Origin of the sequence: Vibrio jasicida 090810c (assembly GCF_002887615.1) — a bacterium.
Taxonomy (GTDB): Bacteria; Pseudomonadota; Gammaproteobacteria; order Enterobacterales; family Vibrionaceae; genus Vibrio; species Vibrio jasicida.
This window is the reverse complement of sequence record NZ_CP025793.1, coordinates 844,449-858,233: the sequence shown is the minus strand read 5'-3', so window position 1 is coordinate 858,233 and position 13,785 is coordinate 844,449. Positions and strand designations below refer to the sequence as shown.

Here is a 13,785-nt window from a genome sequence, read left to right as displayed (position 1 = left end):
CCTGAGATTGTGGACGAACTATCGAATTTCGAACGAACCGTTTTGATTGAGGAACAACGATAAATCTGCAGGAATCGAATGATTCAATACTTTATCAACGTTGACCGCATCGGAGCGTAAGTAGAACTCCAAGGCGGCTTCTGGGTCTGTGCCACCACGAATCTTACGATTGACTAAACGCTCTTGTAGAAACTCCGCTTGAGTATCAATAAACACCGTAAAATCGGCCAAGCGATGCAGCTCTTTCCATACTGGTTCATCTAGCAACAACCAGTTGCCCTCGACGACGACAATATTGCGGTTAACCTGAATGGCATCATCAACCGGATCATGCAGGTTGCGGTCATAGTAAGGCCATTTACTGTCTTTGACTTTAAGCTGTTTCAGCTTGTCGATAAGCTCGGTGAGATTGAACGTCTCGTAAGAGCCTTTAATGCTGCGCAGAGGAACAATTTCACCATTACGCTCAATGGTGTTGCTGTCGAGGATTTCGTTCGGGTAGTGAAAACCATCAAAAGGCAGAACCTGAAGTGGCTCTTGATTTTCATCTTGTTCAGAGAGGTGTTCCCAGAACGCAGCTAGGGTCGACTTACCGCTGCCCGGAGGGGCACACAAGAACACAACAATGCGTTCCTGCTTCTCATGATATAGACGGGTAAATTTTTCTATAAGAGGTTGATGGATTCGCCTTACGTCGGCATCGGGAAAGGTAGCTTCGGTTTCAAAACCACTGACGTTTAAATTCACTTTCATGGTGAACCCTTATTGATTGATCTCCCCTTCGATTCTTTCTATCAACATTTCACATGACAGCTTTAACACTGTTTTGATGAGAGATTCGTATCTCATTTGCGAAAAGGACTCAAACGAAGAGAACTTAAGCTGATTGATCGACTCAAGATAAAAGCTGTCTTGCTGAGAAGAGAGTACCGCTTGGTTTTTGATGAAATCGTAAATCACGTCATCCGCGAATTCGACTTTCTCCGGTTGGCTAACCACGTACTCCAAGACCTGATCGTACAATCCGATATCGGCGTAAGTTTCCAAAGAGATTTTGCCCATCGCAAACATCAGCTTCGATACCACATCGGTCGTCACCAACGGACCGTCTTCTTTCAATAAAGGATCCACAGCATACTCCTTCACGAGATCGTCTTGGACGAACACGCTCGGAAGTAATGCTTTTAACTTGAGGTTAATTATTTTGTTAGAAACCTGAAGAAACGCCGTGGCATTTTCGCACTCGTCCAGTTTCTCCAGTAATTCGTCTTCACGTGACAACGTATTATGACCTCTCCATTATGTGGCAGCGCAAAGGCTACCACACAAATTCGTTGCAACTAAACCGTTAAGCTCACGTCATAAAACTCAAGTAACGCTTTTTCTGCATGTGCGTTCCACACATAGTTATTCGCGTTCAAAATTGCGTCTAATTCGGCGAAGAACGGGTCTTGGTCTGCCAACGATAAGAAATCATCAATCGCGGTCAATGGCAGGTCGATGTGTGGGTAAATCAACTTCTTACCGCCCGGAATATCCAGCTGATTCAAGATCGTATGTGGCGCAGCTTGCAGACCACCAACATGGGTGATCATGAACGATGGATTGATCTTACCTTGTGAAGACAAGTCGATAGATTCCACCATATCACCGGTCGAGCCACCAGATGTGCCAACAATGTGCGTTGATTCGTAATGCACGTTGTAGAAGTTAAACGGTACTTTGAATTTTTTATCGGTAGGGCCTGCGAAGAAGTTCAAGCAGCCATCGTTGCCCAACAGCTCATCGGCTTGTTCTAGCACCTGCGATACCGCTGCATACACCATCACGTCGTCGTAGCCTTTGCCATCGTTCAGCGCTTTCAGATAAGTCACAGGGTCATCGACTTGAGCTGTGTTCACGTAATGCAGTTCAACGCCCTGCTCTTTTGCTTTCCCAACCGGAATTAAGCACTCAGCTCGGTCTAAGCGTGCAGCGTCGATGTCTGTTACCACAATCAGTTTTGGCTTCACAGGTCCGTTAATCGCGTAGTCAATCGCGCCAATGCCCATTGGGCCAGCACATGCAAGTAGCGCTAACGCTCCGCCCTCTTTGATACCCATATCGTGCTCGTACACGTATTGCGTAGTGTGGTAACTCGCATGGTAAGCACCGATGATGCATGACATTGGCTCAGCTAAAGACGCATCTGCAAAGTAGTCACCGTGGTAAGGCAGCACACAGCCTAAGTCGATAGCGATTTTAGGGATGATGGAATACGTTGCGTTGCCGCCAAAGGTTTCATAGCTGTAACCCGCAGAGTAACCAGTAGGCAAACCCATTGCTGGTTGTAGAACAAAGTAATCGCCTGCTTTGTATTGGTCTTTTAGGTTCTCACCGACTTCAACAATCACACCTGCGTATTCATGACCCGTCATCACCGGCACTTCATCGATGTTCTCAGGTACGCGTTTGTGTTTGCTACCCAACAATGCCGCTTTGTAAGTGGACAAGCAAATGCTGTTTGAAATGTTTTTAACCAGAAGTTCATCGGCTGAAATGCTTGGCAAATCAAAGGTTCTTAGTTGAACGTCTTTCTCGCCACAGATAACCGCTGCCGTTGTTTGTACCATGATTTCTCTCCTAAATGGGGCGGTAGGTTCCGCCCCATACTGCATTGTTAGGCTGGTTGCTCAGTGGCGACCGCTTGTTGCTTAATCGTATCCATCAGCTCATTGAGCGCTGGGTCATTGAGGAAGTTCTTAATCGTTACCACTGGCAAGCCTGTTGCTTTGATGGCTCGACTTTCTAAGCTTTCGTGCGTCACGACAATGTCCGCTTCACTTGGAACTTTTTCGATGGCGAAGTTCTTCACTTCAATATCAATCCCAGCTTGAACTAACTTGCGTTTGAAGGTTGAAGCCCCCATCGCGCTTGAGCCCATCCCCGCATCACAAGCGAATGCGACAAATGAAATAGGTTTGTTTACTTCTTGTGTCGCAGCAGCAACTGGTTTGATTGTGCCTTCTGCTTTCATGTCTTTCATATCAGAGACAGACTGTTCAAACTCGTCTTCTTTGTCTTCTGCTTTGCTCATCTTCAGAATCGCACTTGCGACAAGGAAGGAAACAATCGTTGCTGTTGTGACACCTGCGATGGTCGCTAGGAAGCTGCCTTTCGGTGTGAGTGCGAGGTAAGAGAAGATTGAGCCTGGACTTGGACCTGCTACCAAACCTGCATCAAGTAGGTTGAAGGTTGCGATACCTGTCGCTGCACCCGCAATCATCGCCAAGATCATGATTGGCTTCATTAACACGTACGGGAAGTACAGCTCATGAATACCACCGAAGAAGTGAATGATGATGGCACTTGGCGCAGAACGTTTAGACAGACCTTGACCAAACTTCGCGTAAGCCAGAAGCATACCAAGACCTGGACCTGGGTTAGATGCCACCATAAAGAAGATAGATTTACCTGTTTCAGCTGCCGCCTGCAGACCTAGTGGGTAATAAATACCTTGGTCGATAGCGTTGTTGAGGAACAGCACTTTCGCAGGCTCGTTGATAATAGCAAGCAAAGGAAGGAATCCCGTTGCCACCAAGGCTTCGATGCCTGATTTCACAAACAAGTTTGCCGCTGTTACTGCTGGGCCAACAATCTCGTAGGCAAACAGACACAGGATCATGCCCACAATACCTAGTGAGAAGTTGTTCACCACCATCTCAAAGCCAGAAGGAATACGGTGTTGGATTCGCTTATCCATTTGTACCACAACCCAAGCACTGAGTGGGCCCATGATCATCGCGCCAACGAACATTGGGATGTCCGCACCAACGATAACACCCATGGTACCGATGGCGCCGGCTACCGCGCCGCGTTTATCACCAACAATTTGACCGCCGGTATAACCAATCAACAGTGGTAATAAGTAAGTAATCATTGGACCAACGAGTTCCCCAAACGCTTCGTTTGGCATCCAACCTGTTGGGATAAAGAGTGCAGTAATAAAGCCCCAAGCGATGAAGGCTCCGATATTTGGCAGCACCATGGCGGTCAAATGACCCCCGAAGGCTTGCACATTGGCTCGCATGTTTGCTTTCACGTTATGTTCCTTTTAGTATGCTTTTATTATGTCTAACACTTGTTCCTTAGATGAAGCTTGTGCCAGTTTTGCAATGTTCTCTTCGTCCACAAACATCTCGCTCAGCGCTTGAATCACCTCAATGTGGGTATCAGAATCTTTTGCAGCTAGGGTAATTAGAATGTTGGCAGGACCAAGGTCCGAACCAAAATCAACTGGTGAAGGGAAAATATGAATGCCCAAGCCCGTTTTTAGGACACCGGTTTCTGGGCGAGCATGTGGCATCGCCAGTCCAGGGCACAACACATAGTAAGGACCATTTTCTTCGGTCGATTGGATGATGGCATCCGCGTATTGCTGAGAAACGTAACCTTTGTCTTCTAGGTATTGCGTTGTCTTTTTAACTGCATCTTGCCATTGGTAAGCGCGGTCATTAATAACATCTACTAGTTCGTGGTCGATTAATTCATACAGCATTTTTAAACCCTATCAACAGTTCGGTATCGATGGGTTAATTATCAATAAGAGTAGTAGAACCGCGCAAGCACGCTTCTTTTGTGCAACAAATCACAATTAAATGGCTGTCAATTTGTTTTAATGGACGTAGCTCAAAAATAGACAAAGAAAGTTAGCAACAAATTTTCTTTAAGCAACATGTCAATAGGCATAATTTGAACCTCCGCACCTATCCAAACATTTCTAGAAATTAGCAATAATTTATCTCGATCACATTACGACTCTTGACTCGCTATTTATCGTGATTAAATTCAAACTTCATTTTCCACTAATTCGGCGCTAGTGAGTTTCAAACAGGGATAATCATCACACTTGTTTGCTAAAAGAAATCGAAACGTTGCTAAGTTTCAACAGATAGTGAGCGGAAGGTCGGAAGAGAAAAGACACAAAAAACCCGCCGAGTGGCGGGTTTAAAATGAAATGCGTAATATCGTGCTTACGACTTATGACGTTTTGCCACCAGCGTAAACTTGTAGTCAGTCGATTTGAAGTAGTTGCGGCTGTATTCAAACACCACATCCCCTTGCAAGAAACCACGCGTGCGCTTTTCGATGATCGGCTCGGCCGGATCAATATCTAGCAACTCTGCAATGTCTTGCGGTGGCAATACCGGGATGATTTCTTGCTCACTGCGATCAATCACCATGCCCTTCTCTTTCTCGATAAAGTGGTACTTAGAACCTTGCATCACTTGGTAGGTGAGATCAGGGAACATGTCTGTCGGCAACCAAGTTTCTTCTACTGTGATTGGGTTGTCATCAAGGTAACGGACACGTTTCACGTAAAAGACTTTGTCATCTTCATTAATGTTCAGCGCATCCGCCATCGTGAGCGATGCTTTAGTAATCTCGAACGCGACCACATCACTGTGTGTCACCGCATTTAGGTGCGCCCACTTCTCTGCAAAGCTGGTCTGTTGGTAAATATCGTAGTTAACCTTGTTCTCTTTCACATAGGTACCACTACCCTGCACACTCTCCAGTTCACCATTTTCAATCAGCAATTTTAACGCTTGGCGAACCGTGACTCGGCTACAAGAAAATTCTTCGCGTAACTGAGCTTCGGTAGGAAGAGCGGTTCCTACTTTGTATTCGCCATCGCTGATCTTCTCGCGAATCGCATCCGCAATCTGGCGATACATTGGCAGTCTTGCCATGTTTACCTCTATAAAAACAATACAAATGACCATTCAAGTGAACTTGTTTGAGACAACTCAAGAACCGAGCACACTGGAGTGAACTATCATTGCAAGAAAGACTTGGTTTATGAGCTCTATAATACGAATTCAGGTCAACATGACAAGCACTTGTTCGCATATCGGCATACAAAAACAAGCCAAAGCAATACAACAATAATACATATTTTAATTCAACTGCGATCCTGATCACGGATCATTTGTATTTAAAAGGTATTATTCACATCATTGTTGAATGCACAACAATGTCGAATGTGACAATGGGACAAAAGTTATGAAATTAACCTCTCTTACAAACCCATCGCTGATAAACCTACAAACGACGTTCGAAAGTCGTGACGCAGCGATTCGTGCACTTGCCGACCAGCTAGACCAGCAAGGCAAACTGCATAACAAGGAAGAATACCTACAAGCAGTGTTTGCTCGTGAAGAGCAAGGCCCGACGGCGCTAGGCGAAGGCTTAGCAGTACCGCACGGTAAGACAGATGCAGTAAAAGAGGCGGCGTTTGCCGTAGCCACACTAAAACAAGACTTAAAGTGGCAAGGTCTGGATGAAGACGAAGACGTAAACCTGATCTTCCTAATCGCAATTCCAAATGCGGAAGCAGGTTCAACACACATGCACCTGTTGACCGAACTGACCACAACGTTAGTGGATGACGATGTTCGTGAAGCAGTGCTCAATGCTACAAATGTAGAACAAATTTTCGCTTTGCTTGATGGTCAAGCAGAGCAAGAAGAAAAACAAGACCAATTAGATACAAATGCACCAACCATCGTTTGTGTGACGGCTTGCCCTGCGGGTATTGCGCACACTTACATGGCAGCAGAATACCTAGAGAAGACAGGTAAGAAGCTGGGGTACAACGTGCATGTTGAAAAGCAAGGCGCAAACGGTATTGAAGATCGCCTGACTGCTGAACAGCTCAACAGTGCAACGGCAGTCGTTTTCGCGGCTGAAGTGGCAATCAAAGAGTTAGAGCGTTTTGACGGTATTCCTCGTGTAGAAGTGCCAGTTGCTGAGCCGATCAAACACTCTGAGCGCATTCTTAACGAAGCAGTTGAAGCAGGCAAAGCAGGTCGAAGTGCAGGCGCTGCAGTTGCAACCAACGACAAACCGAAGAAGCTACCGCTTAAAACTGAACTGAAACAGGCACTGCTATCAGGTATCTCTTACGCGGTTCCACTTATCGTTGCAGGCGGTACTGTACTTGCTGTTGCCGTGCTATTAGCACAAATGTTCAACCTACAAGATTTGTATGCAGAAGAAGGCTCTTGGTTGTGGATGTACCGCAAGCTAGGTGGTGGTCTACTGGGTACATTGATGGTTCCTGTACTGGCGGCATACACCGCTTACTCATTGGCAGATAAACCAGCGCTTGGTCCAGGCTTTGCCGCAGGTATTGCAGCGAACCTTATCGGCTCTGGCTTCCTTGGCGGTGTTGTCGGTGGTTTGATTGCTGGTTACGTGATGCGTTGGGTAAAAGAAAACGTACGTCTAAACCCTGCGTTCAACGGCTTCCTAACCTTCTACCTATACCCGGTTATCGGTACTTTGGTTGCTGGCTCGTTGATGCTGTTCGTTATCGGTAAACCTGTTGCTTGGCTAAACCAAGGTTTGACGGACTGGCTAAACGGCATGTCTGGCACCAATGCCCTACTTCTAGGTGCAGTAATTGGTTTATTCGTATCGTTCGACCTTGGTGGTCCAGTTAACAAAGCCGCTTACGCATTCTGTCTGGGCGCAATGGCAAACGGTGTATACGGTCCATACGCTATCTTCGGTTCGGTGAAAATGGTCTCAGCTTTCACGGTAACGGCTTCAACCATGCTTGCACCTCGCCTGTTTAAAGACTTCGAAATCGAGACGGGTAAGTCAACCTGGTTGCTTGGTCTTGCGGGTATCACTGAAGGTGCGATTCCGATGGCTATCGAAGACCCAATCCGCGTTATTGGCTCATTCCTACTTGGCTCTGTCGTAACAGGCGCAATGGTAGGTGCTGCCGGCGTAGGTCTATCGACTCCAGGTGCAGGTATCTTCTCAATCTTCCTACTACACGATGCAGGTCTAGGCGCCTTCACAGCTGCAGCAATCTGGTTTGGAGCGGCGCTGATTGGTGCAACTATCTCGACCATCACTCTCATCATGTGGCGAGCACACGCAGTAAAAAAGGGCAAATTTGCCACTGAGGCTGCCGCTCAACATTAATTCGAATTATTTATAGATTCGCTCAACACAAACTTTGGGCGTGGGATTTCTGCGCCCTAAATATTCGTCGGCAAGCATAAACGCCGTAAAAACGAATAGAAAACAATCAAATTTAAAACAAATTAACGGCAATTATTGCCTAAGACGGTAAAAGTTATGACTACATCTCGCGTTCATATTACTCCTCACATGCACTGGGATCGTGAATGGTACTTCACTACAGAAGAGTCTCGCATTCTGCTAGTGAACAACATGGAAGAAATCATGACTCGTCTGGAAAACGATCCAGACTACAAATACTACGTTCTAGACGGTCAAACCGCAGTTCTGGAAGATTACTTCGCAATCAAGCCAGAAAACAAAGAGCGCCTACGTGAGCTAGTACAAGCAGGCAAGCTGATTGTTGGTCCTTGGTACTCTCAAACAGATACGATGCAAGTATCTGGCGAATCTATCGTACGTAACATGCTTTACGGATTGCGCGACTGTCTAGCGCTAGGCGAGCCAATGAAGATTGGTTACCTGCCAGATTCATTCTCTATGAGCTCTCAGCTACCAGCTATCTACAACGGTTTTGGCATCAATCGCGCGATGTTCTGGCGTGGTTGTTCAGAGCGTCACGGCACCGATAAAACCGAGTTTTTGTGGCAATCAAACGATGGCAGTGAAGTCTCTGCGCAAGTACTGCCACTGGGCTACGCGATTGGTAAATACCTACCGCAAGACGAAGAAGGTCTGCGCGCGCGTTTAGATAAATACTTCCCAGTGCTAGAAAAGTCGTCGGTAACCAAAGACATCTTACTACCAAACGGTCACGACCAAATGCCTATCCAAAAAGACATCTTCGAGGTGATGGATAAGCTACGTGAAATCTACCCAGACAAAGAATTCAAAATGAGCCGCTTTGAAGAAGTGTTCGAGCGTATTGAAGCCGAGCGCGATCAGCTTGATACCATCAAAGGCGAGTTCAACGACGGTAAATACATGCGTGTTCACCGTACTATTTCTTCAACGCGTATGGACATCAAACTGATCCACGCAGAAGTAGAAAACAAGATCGTCAACATTCTTGAGCCATTGGCGTCTATCGCATGGACACTGGGCTTTGAATACCACCACGGTCTAATCGAGAAGATGTGGAAAGAGAGCATGAAGAACCACGCTCACGACTCGATTGGCTGCTGCTGCTCAGACAAAGTACACGCAGAGATCTTGAACCGTTACATCCTTGCGGACGACATGGCGACCAACCTGATCAACTTCTACAAACGTAAGATTGTTGACCACATGCCAGCGCGCGAAGGTTGCGACAAGCTAGCACTATTCAACCTATCGCCATACGCTCGTGAAGAAGTGGTGAACACCACCATCACTATCCGTGCGGAACAGTTCAACCTGTTTGATGAAAACGGCACGCCAGTTGAGTACTTCATCCAAGATCAACGCGTGATCGACCCAGGTAAGATTGACCGTCAAATCGTTCACTACGGTAACTACGACCCGTTCATCGAATACGACATTCAAATCAAACACACTGTGCCAGCGATGGGCTTCACTACCCTACACATTCAAGCGAATGAGAAAGGCACGCAAAAAGTGGCTGAGCAGAAAGAGTTCCTTCTTGAGAACGAATTCTACCGCATCAACGTCAACCCAAACGGCACTCTGAACATCTTCGACAAAGAGACAGAGCACCTTTACGAACAAGCGCTGCGCATTGAAGACGGCTCTGACGATGGCGACGAATACGACTACTCGCCTTCGCGTAAAGAGTGGCTACTGTACTCAGACGAATTCGACGCAGAAGTGAATGTGAAGCACGAAGGTTTCCAATCTGTGGTAACCATCAAGCTGCGCATGAACTTGCCAGAGAACCTACAACAACGTGAAGAGCGCACAGGTCAAAACGGTTACCTAGACGTGAACTGCCAAGTGGTTCTAAAACAAGGTACACGCCGTATTGAAGTTCGCATGGAGTTGGATAACCAAGCTGACGACCACCGCGTTCGCGTATTAGTACCAACACCGTTTGTGTCTGAAACCGTAGTAGCAGACAACCAGTTCGGTTTGATCACTCGCCCAACGAACGATCCAGAAATGGCGAACTGGGAAGCAGACGGCTGGAAAGAAGCACCAGTGCCGGTTTACCAGCTAATGAACTTTGCCGCGGTTGAAAACGCGCAAGGTGGTATGGCGCTAATGAGCAACGGTCTGCGTGAGTTTGAAGTGATTTCAAGCCAAGGCAATGAAGAGCGTGACACATTCGCCCTAACCCTTCTGCGTGGTATCGGCGTGTTGGGTAAAGAAGAGTTGTTGCTTCGTCCGGGTCGTCCATCTGGTATCAAGATCCCGACGCCAGATTCACAAGTACGCGGCAAGATCGTTTGTGAGTTCGCACTGTTTGGTTTTGCGGGCAACCACATCGAAGCAAACGTTATGGCGGCGGCGCGTGACAACGTGACTCCAATCCAATGCTACAACAAGATCCCTTACAACGCGATGAAGCTGAACGTAGGCGAGCAAAACCTACCGCTAACGCACAGCTTGCTAAACAAATCGCTTGAAGGCGCGGTACTGAGCGTACTGAAGAAGGCAGAAGACGAGGATGCACTCATCCTGCGCGTCTACAACCCATCAGAGAGCGAAGTGATTAACGACACAGTGGCATTTACTTCAGAAGTAACGTCATGGAAAGAAACACAGCTAGACGAGAAAGTGCTATCAAACGAAGTAGACACAGCATCGTTCGGCACGCTGAAGCCGTGTCAGGTTAAGTCTTTCCAAGTGAAGTTCTAATCCGGTTCTCGGGATAAGGCCATCGACTAGATAGCCCGTCCAAACCGACTCAGGCTTGCTCTCATCGTGGAGCAAGCCTCTCCTCTTCTTTCGTTCCAATCAAGAGAATATCGCCATGCAACACGCTCTATTCAAACTGGACAATGTGATTCAAAACTACGCTTGGGGTAGCCACACCTCGATTCATGATTTATTCGGCATCGACAATCCAGCGAACGAACCACAAGCAGAAATCTGGATGGGTGCTCATCCAAATGGTTGTTCAAAACTTGCCGACACCAAACAACTGTTGTCAGAAGTCATCAACCAAAACAAAACGCAATCGCTGGGTGATTACACTGCGGCGCGTTTTGGTGAACTGCCATTCCTATTTAAAGTGCTTGCCGCTGAAACACCGCTGTCTATCCAAGTGCACCCTAGTAAGCATAAAGCGGAAATTGGCTTTGCTCGTGAAAACGAACAAGGCATTCCACTTAATGCTGCCAACCGTAACTACAAAGATCCAAACCATAAGCCGGAGTTGGTTTATGCGCTGACGTTTTACAAAGCGATGAACGGCTTCCGTCCAATTGAGCAGATCTTATCTCTGTTTGAGCAAGCGAACATCTCTGCTCTAGAGACAGAAATCAACGCGCTGAAAACCACACCAAACAGTGAAGGTCTCAAAGTGTTCTTCTCAGCAATTATGTCGTTAGGAGGCGAACGCAAACAGCAGGCTTTGAATGAGCTTTACGCAAGCCTAGAGCGCCCTGCGAAAACCGCTATGGCACGAGAAGCTTACGGTTATATTCAAGACTTCCGTCAGCATTATGCGGATGATATTGGTCTGTTTTCACCATTGATGTTAAACACGATTGAACTCGCTCCGGGCGAAGCGATGTTCCTCCATGCAGAAACGCCGCACGCCTATGTTCAAGGGACTGGTTTGGAGATCATGGCGAACTCAGACAACGTGCTGCGCGCTGGCTTAACTCCTAAGTACATGGACGTTCCTGAGCTTATCGACAACACCATCTTCAAAGCGATTGACCCAGAACAAATCAAGCTCGCACCAGTACATAAGCAAGGCAAGCTTAGTTACCCAATTCCGGTGGATGATTTCGGCTTTGAAGTGATGGCTGTTGAAGGCACTGCAACGACTCAATTCGTGCGTAGCGCAGAGATTTTGTTTTGTATCGAAGGGGAAATCTCGGTTTCTAGCCAAGACGATCACATCACATTGAAAGCGGGTGAATCGGTTTTCGTCTGCAGCAACTCAGTGAAGTACGTTTGCCAAGGTCACGGCACCTTAGCTCGCGCCTTTAACTGATTGGCGAAATGAACTGACAGCTTATTGGATAGCGGCTTCCTGTTCTCCAGTAAGCACGCTCCTAACCTAGGTTTGCGCTGATTTTGTCAGTGGTCAGCAATAACCACCTTGTCACGCTCCACTTCGATCACGCTTTTCGAAGACGAGCAGGCATTTACCGTTGATATTCATGGTCAACTCCATCATTTTGACCATCCCCACCAATGTCTAGCGAAGAGCATTGGTGGGATTTTTTGTTCACAGCGCTTTTAATACTTCCGTAGCAAGCGCTTCATCGTCTTGCTCAGCCAAACCACTGATACCAATTGCACCGACGACTTTCCCCTCTTGTTCTACAGGTACACCACCCATAAAGCCAGTGATCTTTGGGTCAGTCCAATAACTCAACTGCTTACCTGTTTCACGAGCCCAAGCGCCCAAATTGCCACTAGGCTGACGGTCTCTAGCCGAGGTGTAGGCTTTGTTTTGTGCCAACAAACCTGCTTGCACGCTCACATCATCCATTCGGGCAAAACCGAGCAACTCACCATGCGTATCAACCACGGCAACCGCAATGTTTTGCTTGCGAGCAGTCGCAATTTCCAATGCCGTTTGAATCAGAGTTTGAACTTGTACGTATTTCATTTTTCTCTCCTACGGGATCTCATGACCAAGGGTTTTCTCGAACAATCCATACCAATGGCTGCGCGACAGCGTGACGTTCTCTACTTGAGCACAAGCGCGAATACGCTGTGGGTTTGCGGTACCAATAACAGGCTGTATTTGATTTGGATGACGCGTCAAGAAGGCTAAAACAATCGCCTCGGACGACACGCCATATTCAGCTGCTAGCGCCATCACCATCTCCGCCGTCTGTCTAATATTGTGATCATCAGAATGTAAGCCACGCTCTGAGAATCTGCCCTGCGCCATACTGCCCCACGCTTGCAGTTGGATATTGTGCTTACGGGCATGTTCCAGTGTTCCTGCAACGTAATCAGATGCAGACGAAGGAAGCCCCATGCCCTGCTTGATGAAGTCAGACTTAGCCAGACTCATTTCTAACTGGTTCGCCACAATAACTTCGCCCGTTGCTTGTTGGAGAAGATCAATTTGAGCACTGTTCATATTAGAGACACCGAAGTGGTTAACTTTGCCAGCTTGTTTCAGGGCTTGTAACGCTGTGCCAAGTTCTTCAAACTCAACCAAAGGATCAGGACGATGCAGCATCAAAACATCAAGATTCTCCACGCCAAGGCGCTCAAGAATGCCCTCAACAGAAGCCGTCACCCATTTAGCAGAGAAGTCATACTGCTTAACACCTTGCTCATCTCCTAAACGGATGCCGCACTTGGATTGCAGATAAATTCGTTCTCGTAACGTTGAGTCATTGGCTAAGATGCGCCCAAATACTTCTTCTGCCTTACCGAATTTGTAGATATCCGCATGATCAAAGAGATTAATGCCTACCTCTAATGCTGCCTCTACAGCGGCATAAGCTTGGTTTTCATCTTGGGCAGTTAATGGGTTGCGATTCCACTCCCCTCCAAGCCCCATGCAGCCGAAGACCAAGCGGCTAACGTTAGGTAAGGTTTTGGCGAGCGGTAGTGTTGGATTGTTCATCGTTGTTCTCACTTTTCCGATTTCTGCATTTTCAATTTCTTAAGTTAACTCGAACCATCTTACCGTTCGTAAAAATTAGTTTAATACCGTAAAATCGA

At 47.0% G+C, this 13,785-nt stretch carries 11 protein-coding genes; 3 read left to right on the top strand and 8 right to left on the bottom strand.

The genetic code is table 11. The annotated features are described in order from the left end of the window. Nucleotides 1-18: 18 nt before the first annotated feature. The 6 genes from C1S73_RS21485 to C1S73_RS21460 form a co-directional block, all read right to left on the bottom strand. Nucleotides 19-753 carry a nucleoside/nucleotide kinase family protein gene (locus tag C1S73_RS21485; protein WP_038865276.1) on the bottom strand — a complete coding sequence of 245 codons (735 nt, stop codon included), beginning with the start codon at nucleotides 751-753 and terminating at the stop codon, nucleotides 19-21. 9 nt (nucleotides 754-762) lie between these two features. After that, a complete protein-coding gene (locus tag C1S73_RS21480; protein WP_005435522.1) occupies nucleotides 763-1,281 on the bottom strand; it encodes an MltR family transcriptional regulator in 519 nt (172 codons plus the stop codon). Between the two features lie 59 nt (nucleotides 1,282-1,340). Continuing rightward, a complete protein-coding gene (locus C1S73_RS21475; RefSeq protein ID WP_038865275.1) occupies nucleotides 1,341-2,612 on the bottom strand; it encodes a zinc-binding dehydrogenase in 1,272 nt (423 codons plus the stop codon). Nucleotides 2,613-2,659: 47 nt separating this feature from the next. Next, nucleotides 2,660-4,081, bottom strand: a complete 1,422-nt coding sequence (locus C1S73_RS21470) for a PTS mannitol transporter subunit IIBC (RefSeq protein ID WP_086027683.1) — start codon at nucleotides 4,079-4,081, stop codon at nucleotides 2,660-2,662. A 12-nt stretch (nucleotides 4,082-4,093) separates the two neighbouring features. Beyond that, a complete protein-coding gene (locus C1S73_RS21465) occupies nucleotides 4,094-4,537 on the bottom strand; it encodes a PTS sugar transporter subunit IIA (RefSeq protein ID WP_005425097.1) in 444 nt (147 codons plus the stop codon). 475 nt (nucleotides 4,538-5,012) lie between these two features. Then, nucleotides 5,013-5,732, bottom strand: a complete 720-nt coding sequence (locus tag C1S73_RS21460; RefSeq protein ID WP_020194774.1) for a GntR family transcriptional regulator — start codon at nucleotides 5,730-5,732, stop codon at nucleotides 5,013-5,015. A 313-nt stretch (nucleotides 5,733-6,045) separates the two neighbouring features. On the opposite strand from C1S73_RS21460, the gene mngA reads away from it, so the two are divergent. The 3 genes from mngA to manA all read left to right on the top strand — a co-directional run bounded on the left by mngA (nucleotide 6,046) and on the right by manA (nucleotide 12,085). Then, nucleotides 6,046-7,980, top strand: coding sequence for a PTS 2-O-a-mannosyl-D-glycerate transporter subunit IIABC (gene mngA / locus C1S73_RS21455; protein WP_038865367.1), 1,935 nt, complete (start codon nucleotides 6,046-6,048; stop codon nucleotides 7,978-7,980). A 156-nt stretch (nucleotides 7,981-8,136) separates the two neighbouring features. Beyond that, the gene (gene mngB, locus C1S73_RS21450; protein ID WP_038865273.1) at nucleotides 8,137-10,776 is read left to right on the top strand and encodes a mannosylglycerate hydrolase; all 2,640 of its coding nucleotides are present in this window, start codon (nucleotides 8,137-8,139) and stop codon (nucleotides 10,774-10,776) included. Nucleotides 10,777-10,891: 115 nt separating this feature from the next. Then, the gene (gene manA, locus C1S73_RS21445) at nucleotides 10,892-12,085 is read left to right on the top strand and encodes a mannose-6-phosphate isomerase, class I (protein ID WP_038865271.1); all 1,194 of its coding nucleotides are present in this window, start codon (nucleotides 10,892-10,894) and stop codon (nucleotides 12,083-12,085) included. 237 nt (nucleotides 12,086-12,322) lie between these two features. On the opposite strand, the gene C1S73_RS21440 is transcribed toward manA, so the two are convergent. Both C1S73_RS21440 and C1S73_RS21435 read right to left on the bottom strand, forming a co-directional pair. Next, on the bottom strand, nucleotides 12,323-12,709 hold the full coding sequence (locus tag C1S73_RS21440; RefSeq protein WP_038865270.1) for a GlcG/HbpS family heme-binding protein: 387 nt from the start codon (nucleotides 12,707-12,709) through the stop codon (nucleotides 12,323-12,325). A 9-nt stretch (nucleotides 12,710-12,718) separates the two neighbouring features. After that, nucleotides 12,719-13,687 carry an aldo/keto reductase gene (locus tag C1S73_RS21435; RefSeq protein WP_009706193.1) on the bottom strand — a complete coding sequence of 323 codons (969 nt, stop codon included), beginning with the start codon at nucleotides 13,685-13,687 and terminating at the stop codon, nucleotides 12,719-12,721. Between the last annotated feature and the right edge of the window lie 98 nt (nucleotides 13,688-13,785).